Below are 16,419 nucleotides of genomic sequence, written 5' to 3' on the forward strand. Positions count from 1 at the left end.
TCGGCCGGGGCGGGCGGGACCATGGAAGGAGCAGGAGGTGTACGCATGCAGCACGAGATGCGCGCCGAATACGAGGAGGGCAGCTCCGGGCGGGTGGCCGGCGCGCCGGTCAAGATCTGGCACATGGTGCGCGGCATCGGCACGACCGCGATGTGCGGACGCGAGCTGAACCCGGACGCGGAGACGCAGTCGGCGGAGGTCTGGGCCACGGACGACTCGGTGCCTTTCTGCCATTCTTGTGGCGCGATGTATCTGCGCGAGGTTCCTTGAGCGAGGTGCCGTACCAGGAGTGGCGATCAGGGCTGCTGGGCGGCCGGGCCGTGGTGTGGTCCCGTACCGCCGGGGCCGGGCCGCAGCGTGTGCTGCCGGACGGCTGTACCGACCTGATCTGGAGCTACGGCGACCCGGCCGCCCCGGCCGGGGAACTGTTCGTGGCCGGGCCCGACACCCGGGCGCACCTCGCGGAGGGCGCCCCGGGCACCGGCTGGGTCGGGCTGCGGTTCGCCCCCGGCACGGGTCCGGCCGTGCTCGGTGTGCCCGCGTACGAACTGAAGGACCAGCGGGTGCCGTTGGCGGCGCTGTGGCCGGGCGCCGAGGTGCGGCGGCTCGCCGAGCGGCTGGCGGAGGAGGCGGGCCGGGCCGGCACGGGGTGGAACGGCGCGGGCCGGGGCGGTACGGGCCAGGGCAGTGCGGGCCGGGCGCTGGAGGCCGTAGCGCTGGACCGGCTGCGCGGCGCCGAGCCGCCCGACCGGGCGGTCGGCGCGGTCGTGGCGGGGCTCTCCGGTGGCCGGACGGTCGCGGAGGTCGCCGCCGAGGTGGGCCTGGGGGAGCGGCAGCTGCACCGGCGGTCGCTCGCGGCGTTCGGCTACGGCCCCAAGACCCTGGCCCGGGTCCTGCGGCTGAACCGCGCACTGGACGCGGCGCGGGCGGGGACGGCCTTCGCCGAGATCGCGGCCGTCACCGGCTACGCCGACCAGGCCCACCTCGCCCGCGAGGTCAGGGCGCTGACCGGGGTGCCGCTGAGCCGGCTGCTGTAGCCGCGCCCGCGCCCGCGCGCCCCCGTCAGTCGGTGGCCAGGGGCGCGAACAGGTCGACGCCATTGCCGTCCGGGTCGAGGACGGTGGCATACCGCTGGCCCCAGAACGCGTCCCACGGCTCCCGGTGCCCGCGCCCGACGCCCGACTCGACGAGCTCGGCGTACGTCTTGTCCACGTCCGCCGGGCTGTCGCAGAGGAAGGCCAGGCCGATGCGCCCGGACCCGCTCGGCGGCGGCGTCCAGCCGGGGTCGAAGGAGCGGACCACCTCGACGGTGTCCCACAGCAGGCGCAGCCCGCCCGGCAGGGTGGCCTCGACATGCGGCTGGGTATCGGCGTCGGCGGGGATGTTTACGCCGAGCCGGCGATAGAAGGCGAGCGAGGCGGCCAGGTCGGTCGCGACCAGGCCGACCGCGTCAAATCGTGCTGTCATGCGGGCAGCGTAGGCACCGGGCCGGCCCCCGGTCTTGAACGAATCGGACACCGCCCGGCGGCGCGCCCTTATGGGCAGCGGATGACCTGGCCCGCGTACGAGAGATTGCCGCCGAAGGCGAAGAGCAGCACCGGTGCGCCCGGCTCGATCTCCCCCCGCTCGACCAGCTTGGACAGCGCGAGCGGCACGCTGGCCGCTGAGGTGTTGCCGGACTCGACGACATCGCGCGCGATGACCGCGTTCGTCGCGCCGAGCTTGCGGGCGACCGGCTCGATGATCCGCAGATTGGCCTGGTGCAGCACCACCCCGGCCAGCTCCTCGGGGGTGACCCCGGCCCGCGCGCACACCTCTCGCGCGATGGGCGGCAGCTGGGTGGTGGCCCAGCGGTAGACGGTCTGGCCCTCCTGGGAGAAGCGGGGCGGGGTGCCCTCGATGCGCACCGCGCGGCCCATCTCGGGCACCGAGCCCCAGACGACCGGTCCGATCGCCGGGACGCCGTCCGTGTACGTCGTGTCGTCGGCCACCACGACGGCGGCGCCCGCGCCGTCCCCGAGCAGCACACAGCTGGAGCGGTCGGTCCAGTCGGCCGCCTCGGTGAACTTGTCGGCCCCGATGACGAGGGCGGCGGTGGCCGACCCGGCCCGGATGGTGTGGTCGGCGGTGGCCAGCGCGTGGGTGAAGCCGGCGCACACCACGTTGAGGTCCAGGGTGGCGGGGGAGCCGAGGCCGAGCCGGGCGGCGACCCGGGCCGCCATGTTGGGGCTGCGGTCGATCGCTGTGGACGTGGCGACGATCACCAGATCGATGCGGGCGGGGGCGAGCCCGCTCGCGGCGAGGGCCTTGCCGGCCGCCGCGGCGGCCATCTCGTCCACCGTCTCGTCCGGGCGGGCGATGTGCCGGGTGCGGATCCCGACCCGGGTGCGGATCCATTCGTCGCTGGTGTCGACGATGGCGGCCAGGTCGTCGTTGGTGACCACCCTCGTGGGCTGGTAATGGCCGACGGCCGCTATGCGTGAACCCGTCATGCTGTCTAGCCCTTCGCCCGGGTGTCCATCCGGCCGCCGCCCGGATGTGCGGGTGAGCGGGGAGCCGGTCGGCTTGGTCGCCTTCAGTCTTGTGGGGGCGCGCGGCCACTGGACACGCCGGTACGTGCCAATCTTGCGCCCCGAGTTCTGGAGCTTACGGCCTTTCCAGCGGAGGAACCGGATCCCTCGTGGCCGCCGTCTGAGGTCATGTCCGCCGGTAGGGCGGGGGAACGCGCGCATGGCGACATGCGGGCACGGTGTGATGCGGCACGGCGGAGCCGGGCGCCGCGAGCGGGGAGTACGGAGTGCGGTACGTCGGGGGACGGCTGGCGTGGCCGGGGCGGCGGACGTGGCTGGTGGTGCTGGCGCTGGTGACGTTCCAGCTCGGATCGCTGGTGTGGCCGGCGTACGCCTGCGGCTGCGGCGGGCTGGTGCCGGGCCGGAACACCACCATGGTGGTGGAGCGCGAGACGTCGGTGGTGCGCTGGGACGGCCGCACCGAGGAGATCGTGATGAGCCTGACCGTGGGCGGCGACGCCCACGAGGCGGCCTGGATCATGCCGGTGCCGAACCGGGCGACGGTCCGGCTCGGGGACCGCGCCCTCTTCGACGAGGTGCGCGAGCTCACCGCGCCGGTGCGCCGGACGCGTCACTACTTCTGGCCGAGGCCGGGCGACTGGCCCTTCGACGACCGGAAGATCGAGTACCTGGGCGGGCCCCGGGACGGCGCCGGGGCCGGCGCGCCCCCGCGCGTGGGCGTCGTCAGCCGTGAGCGGCTCGGCCCGTTCGACGTCGCCCGGCTCACCGCGACCGACCCGGACGCGCTGCGCGACTGGCTGGAGGCGCACGGATTTGAACTGCCCGACCGGCTGGCCGAGGGGCTGAAGCCGTATGTGCGCGCCAAGTGGGAGTACGTCGCGGTGCGCCTGGCGCCCGCGGTGGCCGGTGACAAGGGTGACGGCGCCAAGGAGGTGCTCGGCGGGACGCTCGACCCGCTGCGGCTCACCTTCGACTCGTCCCGCCTGGTCTATCCGATGAGGCTGTCGCGGCTGGCGAAGACTCCGCAGGCCCTGGAGCTGTATGTGCTGGCGCCGCACCGCATGGAGCCGCGCGGCGACATCGGGGGCGGGGCGCCGCGAGTGACCTACGCCGGGTGGTTCACCCCCGGGCAGGCGCCGCTGGGGGAGCTGGCGGAGGTCGCGGGGCGGCGGATGTTCCTGACCGGCTTTCAGCAGTCGTTTGCGCGTCCGGAACTCATCGACGGGGACCATGAGTTCCGGCGCGCCGCGGAGGACACCACCTTTCAGCGCGTCACCTATGACCACGAGCTGCTGAGGGTGGGGGGCGTCCCCGCCTGGCTGCTGACCGTGGGCGGCGTCCTGCTGGTCCTGGTGGCCGCGGCGTTCTGGGCGTTGAAGGCCGGGCGCCGCAGGCGGGCGGAGCGCTACTGGGGGCCGGGAGGCCCGCCCGCGCCACGGCTCGGGTGACCCGGGCGGGGCGGTGTTCATGTGGTCGGCGCAAATACGCCAACGACACTTGCCGCCCTGTTCGTTGACTGGTGAGCGGATAGATGGGTATGTCATGTACTGACGTGGTCGCGCCTCCATCACCCCAAGGGGGCTTCATGTTTGACGATCGGCCCGCGTTCGGCGTGCGCGTGCGTGTGCTCGGCGGTGTCACGGTGGCGGAGGTCTCGGGCGAGCTGGACATCTTCGCCGCGGCGAGGATCTCCGCCCGGCTCGATTCCCTCACCCGCGCGGCCCGCCCGAACCTGGTGCTGGACCTGCGGATGGTGACCTTCCTGGACTGTGCCGGGGTGTCCCTGCTGTGCCGGTTGCGCAACCGCGTGCTGGAGCGCGGCGGGCGGCTGCGGCTGGTGATCGTCGACCCGCGGTTCACCCGGCTGCTGCGGATGGTCCGGCTCGATGAGGCCTTCGAGGTCGTGGACGACCTGGCCTTCGCGGTCGCGCGGTCGGGGGAGGTGAGCGCCGGAGGGAGCAGCGGCGCCATTGCGTAAAAGTGTGTCCGACCAAGTGTCAATAGTATGAGCAGAAATTCACTCGCACGAGCGCATTTACTCCGGCAAAAATCGGGTCCCTACCTCCGTAACCGGCGGTCACCCGTCTACGCTCGCGGGCACATCACCCAGGACCCCGGTGGTATCCGTCCCGGTGCCGACCCTGCCCGCTTCCGGGACCCTCATGAGGGTGAAAGGGGGCAGTGTGCCGTTCCGAGGTGATTTCGCGATGACGCAGCAAGGCCCTCCCCGCCGGGAGGTGCCCGCGCCTGCCATCACCCCCGGGCGCCTCCGCGCGGACCGCGGCGCGGCGCCCCGCGCCTGTACATACAAGGTCGCCGGGTACACCGTCGTGGAGCTCCACGGCGAGATCGACATCGTCGGCCGGGAGCGCATCGGCCTGGAGCTGGACCGGGCCACCTCCCCGCCCGCGCCCTCCGTCGTCATCGACCTGACGCCGACCCGTTTCTTCGACTGCTCGGGGTTAGAGCTGCTGTGCCGCGCCTACCGCCGGGTGCGGGACCGCGGCGGGCGGCTGCGGCTGGTCTGCGACAGCCCGCTGATCCTGCGCACACTGCGCGTGGGCGGGCTCCTGGACGTGCTGCGCCCGGCGCCGACGCTGGCCGACGCCTTGCGAGAGGACTGACCGAGGAGGCGGCGCGGGGCCGCTCAGAGCCGCCGGCCCCCGCCGTGGGTGACGCGGTGGTGGCTCGCCCGCCGGCGGGCGAGCAGGCGGTGGTGGCGCAGGGGGCGGCGCTGTCCGGGCGGGTTGTCGCCGTAGCGGAGCGCGGAGACCCGACTGCCGTGCTGGGCGTTGAGCCGGTGGATCACCACCACGCCCGTGACGACCAGCACGACGATCACAGCCACCATGACGACGGTCTCCATGGCGCTCACTCCCAGGGGCCGGGCCCCAGTCTGGAGGGAATCCGGCCGTTATGCGCTGAATGCTCTCGTGGCCTTTACGGTACTCCCCGCGGACACCGGACCGCACCCGGCGTGGCGCGGGGTGCCGGGTGCGGTCAGGGGTGCCGGTCGCGGCCCTACCGGGCGCTCGCTCCGTACGTCTTGCCGAGGGCGGCCAGGCCGTTCGCCCACAGCTGGTTCACCCTGCTGATCTCGGCCGCGTTGGGCTGGGAGTTCCTGCAGGACGTGCCCGGCCCGCCGCCCGACATCAGCTCGCTGCACGGACCCGAGTAGTGGTCCGGCAGCCCGAGCACATGGCCGGTCTCGTGCGCGGTGACGCGGGTGGAGTCGTACTGCTGGTTCTGCGCGAAGTCCAGGAAGATGTAGCCGTTGCCGTGGCCGTCCGTGCTCGCGTACGAGCCGCTCGGGTCATTGCCCTCGCGGTACTCGAAGTCGGCGTTGCTGCCTTCCTGAAGCTTCACATTGCTGACCGAGGAGTTCCAGATCTGGGTGGAGCGCGCTATCACGGACCTGAAGCTCGGGGCCCTGCTGGTGCTGTAGGTGACGGTGACGGCCTCCGCGCCGGGCACCACGCCCCGCTTGTCCAGCACCGACTTGATCACGGCCTTGAGGAAGGCGTCGGTGTCGGCGCGGCTCTCGCCGCTCGCGACGTACGCGGACTTGGCGGTGTGGCTGACGGCGCCGCCGTCGGGTGTGGCGGCGGAGGCGGGTACGGCGGACAGAGTCGAGGCCAGGCCGAGGCCCAGCGTCGTCACGAGCGCCGACGTGGAGAACTTCATGTGGGGGGCTCCTCATCGTCCGTCAGGCCCCGTCCGTCCACGGTGAGGTGGCGGGCCGAGGCCATGGGATGAACGCTTGGTGCCCCGAAGTCTTGGTCAGATCCGGCGCCACGCGGAGATATCAACCGGCGATAGCACCATCACATAACCCCCGTGCGCCCCCGAATTTCCGGCCGCGCTCCGATCGTCTCCCGGACCTCGATCGACCGTCCGGGATGCGGTGTTCGTGTGCATTGAGTGTCTGGTGTGACCTCCTGAACGGCCGTTATGCTCGCGCCGTGGAGCTCGAGGTCAGGCACCTTCGCGCACTGTGCGCCATCGCCGACACCGGCAGCTTACGCAAGGCCGCACGCCAACTGGGTATGAGCCAGCCCTCGTTGACAACCCAGCTCAGGCGCATCGAGAACGCCATCGGCGGCCCGCTGTTCTCACGCGAGCTCACCGGCAGCCGGCCGACCCCCCTCGGGCGCTCCGTGCTCTGCCGGGCCCGGCCCATCGTGGCCGAGATGAACGCCCTCGTCGCGGAGGCCAAGCAGGAGGCCGGCCGGTGCGGTCCGGCCACGGGTGCCCGGCTGCGCATCGGCAGCACCGGCGGCCAGGCCGTGGCGGGCTGGCTGCGCAGACTCCGCGCCCGCTTCCCCGACGCGGACACCACCATCCACATCGACGTCTGGGCCGACTCGCTGCTGCGGATGGTCGCCGGGAGCCAGCTGGACGTCGCCTTCGTCCACGAGGTCGAAGGCGCCCCGCTGCGCGTCCCCGACGGCGTGCGCAGACGCGTACTCGTCGCCCGTGAGCCCCAGTTCGTCGCCCTCCCCGCGACCCACCCGGCCGCCGCCCGCCCCGTCGTCCCGCTTGCCGACCTCGCCGCGGACCAGTGGATGCTCGACCCCGCCCACGAGGGCCAGGAAGCCACCCTCCGCCGGGCCTTCGCCACCGCGGGCCGCGGCCCCCGAGTCGTCTACGGCGACTACCCCACCGCCGCCGACCTGGTCGCCTCCGGCGAACTGGTCACCCCGTGCCGCCCCACCGCGACCCCCCGCCCCGGCCTCGCCATCCGCCCCCTCCTCGACGACCCCCTCACCCTCCGCCTCTCCCTGGCCTCCCGCCCCACCGACCCGCCCGACGCGGACGCGCTCTTCCACGACCTCAGGGACTCCTACCTGGAGCTGGCCTGGGCGAGCACGGCGTACCGGCAGTGGCTGCGGCGCAACGACAGCCCGCTGCCGCGCGCGTCGGAGGGCGGCAACCCCACGAAGAACCGGCTGCCCGCGTGAGCCTTGTCCGGCCCTTGCCGAAACCCTGAGCCGCACCGCAGAGCCCCATCGCTACAGCGACGGCAGCGCCTGCTCCGCCCAGATCGTCTTCCCGGTGGCCGAGTGCCGGCTGCCCCAGCGCAGGCAGAGCTGGGCGACCAGCAGCAGCCCGCGGCCGCCCTCGTCGAAGACGCGGGCGCGGCGCAGATGCGGGGCGGTGTTGCTGCCGTCGGAGACCTCGCAGATCAGCGTGTGGTCGTAGATCAGGCGCAGCTGGATGGGCTCGGCGGCGTGCCGCATGGCGTTGGTGACCAGCTCGCTGACGACCAGTTCGGTGGTGAAGACGGCCTCGTCGAGCCCCCAGGCCAGCAGCCGGTCCGTCACGTCCCGGCGGGCCCGGGCGACCAGGGCCGGGTCGTCGGGCACGTCCCAGGTCGCCACGCGCGAGGCGTCCAGACCGCGGGTGCGGGCCAGCAGGAGGGCCACGTCGTCGGAGGCGCCGTGCTCGGGGAGCAGCGTCCGCAGCACGCTGTCGCACCCCGCCTCCAGGGAGGGGGCGGGATGGGCCAGCGCGGCGGTGAGTGCGGTCAGCCCGTCGTCGAGGTCACGGCCGCGGCCGCCGATCAGGCCGTCGGTGTAGAGGGCGAGCACCACGCCCTCCGGGACGTCGAACTCGATCGCCTCGAAGGGCAGCCCGCCGACGCCGAGCGGCGGCCCGGCCGGCACGTGGACGGCGCTCGCCGTGCCGTCGAGGGCCACCAGAACCGGCGGCGGATGGCCCGCGCGGGCGAGCGAGCAGCGGCCGGCGACCGGGTCGTACACCGCGTACAGGCAGGTGGCGCCGACGTCCCCGGTGGGGGTGCCCGCGCCGCCCTCGGCGGACAGGTGGATGACGAGGTCGTCGAGGTGGGTCAGCAGCTCGTCGGGCGGCAGGTCGACGTCGGCGAGCGTGCGCACCGCCGTACGCAGCCGGCCCATCGTGGCGGAGGCCTGGATGCCGTGGCCGACCACATCGCCCACGACCAGCGCGACCCGCGCCCCGGACAGCGGGATCACATCGAACCAGTCGCCGCCCACCCCGGCGTACGTCCCCGCGGGCTGGTAGCGGAAGGCGATGTCCAGCGCCGTGGGCCTGGGCAGGGTCTGGGGCAGCAGGCTGCGCTGGAGCGCCAGGGCGGTGTCGCGCTCCCGGGTGAAGCGGCGCGCGTTGTCCAGGCAGACGGCCGCCCTGGCGGTGATCTCCTCCGCGAGCAGCACATCGTCCTCGGTGAACGGCTCGGGCCGGCTGTGGCGGGAGAAGGCGGCCACGCCGAGCGTGACCCCACGGGCCCGGATGGGCACCGACATCATCGAGTGGAAGCCGTAGGTGCGCAGCGTGGCGGCGCGGGCCGCGGACTCGGCCGCCCAGCGCCTGATGGCGGCGTCGGTCTCGCGGTGGATGATGGGCCGGCCCGCCGCCAGGGACGCGGCCTGCGGGGAGTACTCCGGGTAGGTGTCCACCTGCCCCAGCTTCACCACGGCCTCCGGGGCGCCCGGGAGGACGGACTGGTGGGCGGCCCGGCGCAGCACCACCGGGCCGGCGAGCGGCCCGGGCGGGGGCTCGCCGAACGCCCCGTCCCCCTCGACCCCTTCGGCCCCCTCGTTGTGGCCTCGCTGCTCCAGCAGATCGACGCTGACGAAGTCGGCCAGGCCGGGGACGCCCACGTCGGCCAGTTCCTGCGCGGTGCGGGTGACGTCGAGCGTGGTGCCGATGCGCACGCTGGACTCGCTGAGCAGCAGCAGCCGCTGCCGGGCACGGTACTGCTCGGTGATGTCATGGGCGGCCAGACAGACGCCGTGCACCTCGCCGTCCGGCGTCTTGAGCGGGGCGAGGCGGGCCGACCAGGCGTGCGCGCGGGTCTCGGCGCCGACGCGGCGGTACGTCTCCACATTGCGCCGCTCCCCGGTGCGCAGCACCTCGGCCATGTTCCGTTCGAGGTCCTCGCTCTCCAGCTTTCCGCCGATCTCCGACAGCCGCAGACCGCGGATCTCCTCCTCGGGCAACCCGATGACCTGGGCCATATGGTCGTTGATCTTGCGCAGCCTGAGCAGCCGGTCGTAGATCGCCACGGGGCAGGGGGCCTGCTGGGACGCCAGCGCCAGCAGGGCGTCGTCCTCCGCCTGCCCGGTGACGTCCTCAGTGACGTCCTCGGTGCCCCCGGTGCCCTCGCCGGGGCCCGGGAGCGGGGAGACCAGCAGCCAGTCGCCCGGCCCGTCCGCGCTCGGCGCGCCGCGGTGGGCCAGCAGCCGGACCGGTACGGTGCGCCCGTCGCGGTGGCGCAGGGTCAGCGTGCCGCTCCAGCGGGGAAGGGCCGCCGCGGCCCGGACGTCGTCGGGGGAGAGCTCCTCGGCGAGCAGCGCGGCCGCGTCCCGGCCCACCACCTCCGCGGGAAGGTGGCCGAGCAGCCGTCGGGCGCCCTCGTTCCAGCTGGTCACGACGGCGTCAGCGCTGATCGTGGCCCTCGCCGTGGCCGCCTCGTCGAGCGGGTCGCCCCGCCGGTCGCCGAGCCCGTCGCCAAAGGGAAGGGCGCTCTCCTGGCCCGTCATCGTCGATCTGTCCCACTTTCACCGCGCCTGGCCCGGCCTCCGAGCGGGAGGTCACAAGGGCGCGCAGATCCAGCGTCGTGCACATCCGGCACGACATCAACCGGGATGCCGGCGCGGAACCCCTCGTCAGGGCCGATCTTCCGCGTTGACAGGGGGATGAACGCCCGGCTGTAATGGCGCCCGGTGCCACGTGGCGTCGGCCAGAGAGCAGTGGGCAGGCCGGCAGCTGGGCGAGCACCATCACGAAGGGACCACGTCATGAGCGCCTACTCCGCGCTGCGCGTCTGACCTGAGCACCGCCTCCGCGCGTCGTCCCTCTTCCGTCACTTCCGCTCAGCCGACTGAGCACACAGACGTCCATGTCCGGGCCTCCGGACCAGGGTCGCGCGCCTCACCGTCGTCACACACCTTTTCTGGAGATTCGGCACCGTATGCCCACATCCTTCAACCAACAGATCATCGAGGAGTTCCGAGCCAACGAGGGAAAGGTCGGCGGCCCCTTCGAGGGCGGCGATCTCCTTCTGCTCACCACCACCGGGGCGAAGTCGGGCGGTCGGCACACCGTGCCGCTCGGCTACGTCCGCGACGGCGACCTGCTGCTCGTCATCGCGTCCAACCTGGGCGCACACCGCCATCCCGCCTGGTACCGCAACATCCTCGCCCACCCCGTGGTGGGGGTGGAGATCGGCGCCGAGGCGTTCGAGGCGATCGCGGTCCCCGCCGAGGGGGCGCGGCGGGACGAGCTGTTCGAGCGGGTGGTGCGGGTGGCGCCCGGATACGGCGACTACCAGAGCCGTACCGAGCGCGCCCTGCCGGTCGTGGCGCTGGAGCGCCCCGACCACGGAGCGGCGGGGGAGGTGCCGCGTGAGATCAGGACCCTCGCCGACAAGGTCCTGGAGATCCACGCCTGGCTGCGTGGCCAGCTGCGCCACATACGCCACGAGGCCGACGCCCACCTCGTCGCCCGCGCCGCCCACCAAGGGCCCGGCGAACCCCCGGCACCGGGGCTCGGCCTTCAGATCCGGCAGCACTGCCTCGCCTTCTGCGAGGCGCTGACGCACCACCACACCGGCGAGGACACCGCCGTCTTCCCCGCCCTGGCGACCCACCACCCGGATCTGCGCGAACCCCTCGACCGCCTGCGCGACCAGCACCGTACGGTCGCCGTCCTCAAGGAGCGGCTTCTCGCGCTCCTGGCCGACATCACCACCGCCGACCCGGCCCGTTTCCGGGCCGAGCTGGACCGGATGACCGAGGAGCTGACCCGCCATCTCGACGACGAGGAGGCGGAGCTGCTCCCCGTCCTGGAGCAGATCCCCTTCCCGCCGGCCGCACCGGGCCCCCGGGCGGCGGAGGGCGCCACCGCCTGACGGCGGCTGATGGGCGGTGCCCCTCGTTCCGGCTCCCGGGCCGGGACGCGGGGGCGCCTCGTCATGCGCGCGGAGCGCGTTCCTTTCGCCAGAAGAGGTGGTGCGTCACCCCGCTGGGGCTGGGCACGACATCGAGGTGGAACCGGTCGAGCAGCTCATCGGGCGACTCCCAGAGCCGTATCCCGGATCCGAGCTTCACCGGCGAGACCGCCACATGCAGGGTGTCGACGAGGTCGGCCTCGAGGAACTCCCGGATCGTGGTGGCCCCGCCGCCGAGCCGGACGTCCTTGCCCCGCGCCGCCTCGCGCGCCTGCTGGAGGACCGTGGCCGGATCGCCGTCGACGAAGTGGAACGTGGTGTCGGAGAGCGTGAACGAAGGACGCGGGTGGTGGGTCAGGACGAACACCGGGGTGTGGAACGGGGGCTCGTCACCCCACCAGCCGCGCCACTCCTCGTCCTGCCAGGGCCCACGCTGGGGCCCGAACTTGTTACGGCCCATGATCTCGGCGCCGATATTGCGTGCGAAGTCCCGAGTGAAGTAGTCGTCGAGGCCGCGGCTGCCTCCGGGGTCGGTGCGCATGGGCCAGCTCGCCGTGGCGCCGGCCCAGGCGAACAGCCTCCCGGGATCGACGTGGCCGAACGGATTTTCGAGGGTCTGGTCCTCGCCGGCGGCGATTCCGTCGCTCGAGACACTGAAGTTCTGAACTCTCAGCAGCTGATGCATGCGTCTCCTCCTGCGTTTATGGACAACAGTGAGACCGTCCGTGCCGGGAAAACTCATCGTGCGGCAGTCAGGATGCGTTCAGGTGTCCGATGGCACGGTCGCTGCCCATGACCCATGAAACGTCCGAGACATTCGCGATGTCCACGGCAGGCCGACCCGCCGCTCCGGCGCGGCATCGGCTGAGCTGGAACAAGGTGCCCGAGGTCACCGTCTACTTCTGGATCATCAAGGTGCTGTGCACGACGGTCGGCGAGACCGCCGCCGACCTGCTGAACGAGAAGGCCGGGCTCGGCCTGACCGGCGTGTCGGTGCTGATGAGCGCGCTGCTGGCCGTGGTGCTTGTGGTGCAGTTCCGCACGAGTGCGTACCGGGCGGGCGTCTACTGGCTCGCCGTGGCCCTGATCAGCGTCGTCGGCACCCTGATCAGCGACAACCTGACCGACAACATGGGCGTGCCGCTGGAGGCGAGTACGGCGGTGTTCGCGATCGTCCTCGCGGCCGTGTTCGCCGTCTGGTACCGGCGCGAGCGGACGCTGTCCATCCACAGCGTCGACACCACCAGCCGCGAGTCCTTCTACTGGCTCGCGGTGCTCTTCACCTTCGCCCTGGGCACCGCGGCCGGTGACCTGGTCTCCGAGCGCATGAGCCTCGGCTACTGGCTGGCCGCCGTGCTGTTCGCCCTGGCCATCGCCGCAGTCGCCGTCGCGCACTTCGCACTCGGCCTCGACGCGGTGTGGAGCTTCTGGATCGCGTACATCCTCACCCGGCCGCTCGGCGCCTCGATCGGCGACTACCTCTCCCAGCCCACCGGAGACGGCGGCCTGGGCCTGGGCACCGTCATCACCAGCGCGCTGTTCCTGGCCGTCATCCTCGGTCTGGTCGTCTACCTGGGGGTGACGCGCAGGGACGTCACCGCCCCGGAGCGGGCCGCCTGACACCCGGCCTGACCTGCCGAGCGGTCCGCGTTCAGGATGCGTTCAGGCTCTCTGTGCCACGGTCGGAGATCCCGGCCGCCACCGGCGGCCGGTTCATCTCAACAGGGCGCTCGTCCCGGTCCCGGGAGCGAGCGCTCTGTTGTTCGACCGGACAGGAGAAGCCGAGTTGGCGAAATCGGAGATCCTCACCGAACTCGACGTGGCGAGTACGTCGAACACGTCGAGCACGTCGAGCACGACCAAGTCGGTGATGAAGAAGCTGCCCGAGGTCACGCTGGCCTTCTGGATCATGAAGATCGCCGCGACGACCCTGGGTGAGACGGCGGGCGACCTCTTCTCACAGACCCTGAAGCTGGGCTACTTCCTCACCACGATCGCGCTGTTCCTGATCTTCGTGGTGACGCTGGTGGTCCAGCTGCGATCCCACCGCTACAACCCGTTCTTCTACTGGACCGTGATCCTGTCGACCAGCATGGCCGGCACCACGATGTCCGACTTCATGAATCGCGACGCCAGCGCCAAATACCTCGCGAACGGCGCCGCTTCGCTCGGCTGGGGCCCGCAGGGGCTGGGCCTCGGCTACCCGGTCGGAGCGGCGATCCTGATCTCGATCCTTCTGGCGATCTTCCTCGCCTGGAAGGTGAGCGGGATGACGTTCCGGATCCGCGACATCGTCACCTTCAGGGGCGAGGCGCTGTTCTGGGCGGCGATCCTCGTGTCGAACACCCTCGGCACGTCCATGGGCGACTTCCTGTCCGACAGCTCGGGCCTCGGCTACGCCGGCGGCGCACTGCTCGTGACCGGGGTGCTCGCCGTGCTCGTGGCGCTGATGAAGGTGCGCGCGGTGCCGAATGTGCTGCTGTTCTGGTTCGCCTTCGTCCTCACCCGCCCGCTGGGTGCCACCGCGGGCGACTTCCTCACCAAGCCGGTCGCCAAGGGCGGCCTGGATCTCGGTACCGCGGGCTCGTCCGCCGTCCTGCTCGCCGTCCTGTTCGGCCTGATGGCCTTCGCCCAGGTGCGGGAGCGCCGGACCGACGCCCCTGCGGCGAAGCCGGAGCGGGAGCCGGTCATCCGGCAGGCAGGCTGACCGTGAACCTGGCGCCGGGCGCGGGTCCGGGTTCGTAGGACACGTCACCGCCGACGGCGCGGGCCAGGCGTCGCGCGAGCGGCAGCCCCAGCCCGGCGCCGTCGTGCCCATCGCCGGTGTCGGCGCGCCTGCCGGGCTGGAACAGCTCGTCCACGAACGCCTCCGGCACACCGGGGCCGTCGTCGACGACGGCGATCCGCACGGCGCCGGGGACGGGCCGCGCGGACACGGTCACGCGGGAACGGGCGTAGCGGGCGGCGTTGGCGAGCAGGGGGCTGAGGATGCGTTCGAGGAGAGCGGGCGCGACCCCCGCCGCCAGCACCGGGGCTCCCGGCTCCATCGAGGTCCGCACCTGATCCGGTGTGTCGAGGCGCTGGAGCAGGCGGTACAGGACGGGCACGACGTCGGTCGTCCCCGGGGCCGCCGCCGGGTTCAGCGCGTTCTCGCGGGCGTCGTCCAGGAGGGTGTCGCAGATGGTGCGTATGGACTGCGCCGCCTCGGCGATCACCTCCTGGGTGGCGCGGGTCTCGGCGTCCGTGCGGGGGCGGGCCCGCAACCAGTCGAGCTCGATGATGATCCGGGTGAGCGGGGTGCGCAGTTCGTGGGACAGCTCCGCCGTCAGTTGCTGTTCGTGGCGCAGCACGGTGCGGATGCGGTCCAGGAGCTGGTCCAGTGAGGCTCCGAGGCGGGCGAGCTCGGCCGGGCGGTCCTCCGCGCTGAAGCGTGCGTCGGAGCCCACGGCGCTCCACTGGGTGGCCTGGTCGGTCATCGTCCGCACCGGGCGCAGCGCCCGGCCGACGGACAGGCGGGTGAGCCCATAGGTGCAGCCGAGCATCACCGCGTCCAGGATGAGCGACCCCAGCAGCAGGGTGTCGGCCGAACTGCGGTACGGAGTCAGGTCCAGCGCGGTGACGACGGTGGCGGTGACATGGCGGCCGGGGATGGGCTGGGCACACAGCCGGACCGGCGGGTGACCGCGGGCGTCGACGGTCGCGCAGGCATGCTTCCGCTGCGCCGCCAGCCGGTCGGCGGCCTGGGTGAGCGGGCTGTCGGCCGTGACGGACGGCGGCTTCTCCAGCGGGCGAGTGCCGTCGTAGGTCCAGACGTTCGCGTCGAGGAGGCGGTCGTTGACGGTTTCCAGGACCCGAACCCGGGGGCCGCTGGTGTCGATGGTCGTGGCCACGGCCGCCGCCCGGTTGCGCAGTTCGTCGTCCGCCTGGTGCCGCAGATGCCGGTCCATCGCGGCGTTGAACGCCACGGTCAGGATCGTCATCAGCAGCGTGGCGGTGGTCAGCGCCACGAGAGAGAGCCGGCCGCGCAGGGTGCGGGGGACAAGGCGACGGAAGACCCGGGAGACACGGCTCATGACAGACGGTGTCCCGCGCCCCGCGCCGTGCCGATCGCCAGGCCGCTGCCCGCCTCCCGCAGCTTGCGGCGCAGCCGGCTCAGATACTGGTCCAGGGTGTTGTCGCTGACCTGCGCGCCCTCGGGCCAGCCGGCCCGCACCAGGTCACGGCGGCGCACCAGCGTCCCGTCGGCGGCGACGAGCGTGGCCAGCAGCCGGAACTCGGTGGGGGACAGCGCGACGCGGGCACCGCCCACGGTCAGGCTGTGGTCCACCGCGTCCAGGACCAGGTCCCCGACGGAGGCCACCGCCGTCGTGGCGGCCCGTTTGAGTACGGCTCTCAGCCGGGCGGCGAGCTCGGCGAGGTGGAAGGGCTTGGGCAGGTAGTCATCGCCTCCGGCGGAGAATCCGGACAGGCGGTCGGTGAGCTGGTGCCGGGCGGTGAGGAAGATCACGGGGGCGAGGAAGCCATTGGCGCGCATCGCCTGGCATACGTCCCGTCCGTCCGCATCCGGCAGGCCGACGTCCAGGACGGCCGCCGAGATGTCGGCGGTGGCCAGCCGCAGGGCGGTGGCGCCGTCGGCGGCCAGGACCGGGGCGAAGTCCTCGTCGCACAGGCCACGGCGCAGCACGTCCCGCAGGGCGTGATCGTCCTCCACCACCAGGATCTTGGGGCGCATGATCCTCCGTCGGAACACCGTTCGTCTACGGAACTGTAGACGAGCGGCGGCCATGGAGCGTTCCCGGACGAAGGGCGCCGCGCGAGAAACATCCGTACTCAGCCGTACTCATCCGCACAAAAGACCGCACCCGGACCGCAGGGACGCCGTGGTCGGCGGCCCGTGGCCCGGGTGCGGACGAATAAGGTGCTGCGATCGGAGCAACCGCAGCTCAGAGGGCA

Annotated in this window: 17 protein-coding genes; 9 read left to right on the forward strand and 8 right to left on the reverse strand. The window is 72.6% G+C overall.

What is annotated here, in order from left to right; genetic code table 11:
• Positions 1 to 45: 45 nt before the first annotated feature.
• Positions 46 to 270 (forward strand): hypothetical protein, encoded by a 225-nt coding sequence (locus ACZ4WQ_RS18760; protein WP_311729809.1) that lies wholly within the window; start codon positions 46 to 48, stop codon positions 268 to 270.
• Positions 267 to 1,037, forward strand: a complete 771-nt coding sequence (locus tag ACZ4WQ_RS18765) for a helix-turn-helix domain-containing protein (RefSeq protein ID WP_398371270.1) — start codon at positions 267 to 269, stop codon at positions 1,035 to 1,037. The genes ACZ4WQ_RS18760 and ACZ4WQ_RS18765 overlap by 4 nt, the downstream gene beginning before the upstream one ends.
• Before the next feature lie 25 nt (positions 1,038 to 1,062).
• On the opposite strand, the gene ACZ4WQ_RS18770 is transcribed toward ACZ4WQ_RS18765, so the two are convergent.
• Both ACZ4WQ_RS18770 and ACZ4WQ_RS18775 read right to left on the reverse strand, forming a co-directional pair.
• Positions 1,063 to 1,467: a VOC family protein gene (locus ACZ4WQ_RS18770; RefSeq protein ID WP_398371272.1), complete on the reverse strand. Its 405-nt coding sequence runs from the start codon at positions 1,465 to 1,467 to the stop codon at positions 1,063 to 1,065.
• 68 nt (positions 1,468 to 1,535) lie between these two features.
• Complete coding sequence (locus tag ACZ4WQ_RS18775; protein WP_358845888.1) at positions 1,536 to 2,492, reverse strand: beta-ketoacyl-ACP synthase III; 957 nt, start codon at positions 2,490 to 2,492, stop codon at positions 1,536 to 1,538.
• A gap of 305 nt (positions 2,493 to 2,797) precedes the next feature.
• Here ACZ4WQ_RS18775 and ACZ4WQ_RS18780 point away from each other — a divergent pair, with 305 nt between their 5' ends.
• The 3 genes from ACZ4WQ_RS18780 to ACZ4WQ_RS18790 all read left to right on the forward strand — a co-directional run bounded on the left by ACZ4WQ_RS18780 (position 2,798) and on the right by ACZ4WQ_RS18790 (position 5,155).
• On the forward strand, positions 2,798 to 3,979 hold the full coding sequence (locus ACZ4WQ_RS18780; protein ID WP_398371274.1) for a DUF2330 domain-containing protein: 1,182 nt from the start codon (positions 2,798 to 2,800) through the stop codon (positions 3,977 to 3,979).
• A gap of 137 nt (positions 3,980 to 4,116) precedes the next feature.
• Positions 4,117 to 4,509 (forward strand): STAS domain-containing protein, encoded by a 393-nt coding sequence (locus tag ACZ4WQ_RS18785; protein ID WP_311729813.1) that lies wholly within the window; start codon positions 4,117 to 4,119, stop codon positions 4,507 to 4,509.
• A 229-nt stretch (positions 4,510 to 4,738) separates the two neighbouring features.
• On the forward strand, positions 4,739 to 5,155 hold the full coding sequence (locus ACZ4WQ_RS18790) for an anti-sigma factor antagonist (protein ID WP_358845889.1): 417 nt from the start codon (positions 4,739 to 4,741) through the stop codon (positions 5,153 to 5,155).
• A 23-nt stretch (positions 5,156 to 5,178) separates the two neighbouring features.
• On the opposite strand, the gene ACZ4WQ_RS18795 is transcribed toward ACZ4WQ_RS18790, so the two are convergent.
• Positions 5,179 to 5,397, reverse strand: coding sequence for a hypothetical protein (locus ACZ4WQ_RS18795; RefSeq protein WP_361183267.1), 219 nt, complete (start codon positions 5,395 to 5,397; stop codon positions 5,179 to 5,181).
• 155 nt (positions 5,398 to 5,552) lie between these two features.
• Positions 5,553 to 6,215, reverse strand: a complete 663-nt coding sequence (gene snpA / locus ACZ4WQ_RS18800; RefSeq protein WP_398371277.1) for a snapalysin — start codon at positions 6,213 to 6,215, stop codon at positions 5,553 to 5,555.
• A 278-nt stretch (positions 6,216 to 6,493) separates the two neighbouring features.
• Between snpA and ACZ4WQ_RS18805 the strand changes: the two genes are divergently transcribed.
• Positions 6,494 to 7,492, forward strand: a complete 999-nt coding sequence (locus ACZ4WQ_RS18805) for a LysR family transcriptional regulator (protein WP_398371279.1) — start codon at positions 6,494 to 6,496, stop codon at positions 7,490 to 7,492.
• Positions 7,493 to 7,543: 51 nt separating this feature from the next.
• Here ACZ4WQ_RS18805 and ACZ4WQ_RS18810 read toward each other — a convergent pair whose 3' ends face one another.
• Positions 7,544 to 10,057 carry a SpoIIE family protein phosphatase gene (locus ACZ4WQ_RS18810; RefSeq protein WP_398371281.1) on the reverse strand — a complete coding sequence of 838 codons (2,514 nt, stop codon included), beginning with the start codon at positions 10,055 to 10,057 and terminating at the stop codon, positions 7,544 to 7,546.
• Positions 10,058 to 10,488: 431 nt separating this feature from the next.
• Between ACZ4WQ_RS18810 and ACZ4WQ_RS18815 the strand changes: the two genes are divergently transcribed.
• Positions 10,489 to 11,427, forward strand: coding sequence for a nitroreductase/quinone reductase family protein (locus ACZ4WQ_RS18815; protein WP_398371283.1), 939 nt, complete (start codon positions 10,489 to 10,491; stop codon positions 11,425 to 11,427).
• A gap of 61 nt (positions 11,428 to 11,488) precedes the next feature.
• Here ACZ4WQ_RS18815 and ACZ4WQ_RS18820 read toward each other — a convergent pair whose 3' ends face one another.
• Entirely contained in the window at positions 11,489 to 12,151 is a 663-nt protein-coding gene (locus tag ACZ4WQ_RS18820; RefSeq protein WP_398371285.1) for a dihydrofolate reductase family protein, read from the reverse strand.
• A gap of 107 nt (positions 12,152 to 12,258) precedes the next feature.
• Between ACZ4WQ_RS18820 and ACZ4WQ_RS18825 the strand changes: the two genes are divergently transcribed.
• Positions 12,259 to 13,086: a hypothetical protein gene (locus tag ACZ4WQ_RS18825; RefSeq protein WP_398371287.1), complete on the forward strand. Its 828-nt coding sequence runs from the start codon at positions 12,259 to 12,261 to the stop codon at positions 13,084 to 13,086.
• A 166-nt stretch (positions 13,087 to 13,252) separates the two neighbouring features.
• Complete coding sequence (locus ACZ4WQ_RS18830) at positions 13,253 to 14,173, forward strand: hypothetical protein (RefSeq protein WP_398371289.1); 921 nt, start codon at positions 13,253 to 13,255, stop codon at positions 14,171 to 14,173.
• Here ACZ4WQ_RS18830 and ACZ4WQ_RS18835 read toward each other — a convergent pair.
• Both ACZ4WQ_RS18835 and ACZ4WQ_RS18840 read right to left on the reverse strand, forming a co-directional pair.
• Positions 14,154 to 15,539, reverse strand: coding sequence for a sensor histidine kinase (locus ACZ4WQ_RS18835; protein ID WP_398371291.1), 1,386 nt, complete (start codon positions 15,537 to 15,539; stop codon positions 14,154 to 14,156). The two genes, ACZ4WQ_RS18830 and ACZ4WQ_RS18835, sit on opposite strands and share 20 nt — an antisense overlap.
• A complete protein-coding gene (locus ACZ4WQ_RS18840) occupies positions 15,536 to 16,198 on the reverse strand; it encodes a response regulator transcription factor (protein WP_398371293.1) in 663 nt (220 codons plus the stop codon). Before ACZ4WQ_RS18840 ends, ACZ4WQ_RS18835 begins: the two co-directional genes overlap by 4 nt.
• Between the last annotated feature and the right edge of the window lie 221 nt (positions 16,199 to 16,419).

The organism is Streptomyces sp. NPDC028305 (genome assembly GCF_055569495.1).

Bases quoted from the DNA above. Each gene is read 5' to 3' on its own strand.
- ACZ4WQ_RS18760 (WP_311729809.1), top strand. From the start codon at position 46: ATGCAGCACGAGATGCGCGCCGAATACGAGGAGGGCAGCTCCGGGCGG.
- ACZ4WQ_RS18770 (WP_398371272.1), bottom strand. From the start codon at position 1,467: ATGACAGCACGATTTGACGCGGTCGGCCTGGTCGCGACCGACCTGGCC.
- ACZ4WQ_RS18775 (WP_358845888.1), bottom strand. From the start codon at position 2,492: ATGACGGGTTCACGCATAGCGGCCGTCGGCCATTACCAGCCCACGAGG.
- ACZ4WQ_RS18785 (WP_311729813.1), top strand. From the start codon at position 4,117: ATGTTTGACGATCGGCCCGCGTTCGGCGTGCGCGTGCGTGTGCTCGGC.
- ACZ4WQ_RS18790 (WP_358845889.1), top strand. From the start codon at position 4,739: ATGACGCAGCAAGGCCCTCCCCGCCGGGAGGTGCCCGCGCCTGCCATC.
- ACZ4WQ_RS18795 (WP_361183267.1), bottom strand. From the start codon at position 5,397: ATGGAGACCGTCGTCATGGTGGCTGTGATCGTCGTGCTGGTCGTCACG.
- snpA (WP_398371277.1), bottom strand. From the start codon at position 6,215: ATGAAGTTCTCCACGTCGGCGCTCGTGACGACGCTGGGCCTCGGCCTG.
- ACZ4WQ_RS18810 (WP_398371281.1), bottom strand. From the start codon at position 10,057: ATGACGGGCCAGGAGAGCGCCCTTCCCTTTGGCGACGGGCTCGGCGAC.
- ACZ4WQ_RS18815 (WP_398371283.1), top strand. From the start codon at position 10,489: ATGCCCACATCCTTCAACCAACAGATCATCGAGGAGTTCCGAGCCAAC.
- ACZ4WQ_RS18820 (WP_398371285.1), bottom strand. From the start codon at position 12,151: ATGCATCAGCTGCTGAGAGTTCAGAACTTCAGTGTCTCGAGCGACGGA.
- ACZ4WQ_RS18825 (WP_398371287.1), top strand. From the start codon at position 12,259: ATGACCCATGAAACGTCCGAGACATTCGCGATGTCCACGGCAGGCCGA.
- ACZ4WQ_RS18835 (WP_398371291.1), bottom strand. From the start codon at position 15,539: ATGAGCCGTGTCTCCCGGGTCTTCCGTCGCCTTGTCCCCCGCACCCTG.
- ACZ4WQ_RS18840 (WP_398371293.1), bottom strand. From the start codon at position 16,198: ATGCGCCCCAAGATCCTGGTGGTGGAGGACGATCACGCCCTGCGGGAC.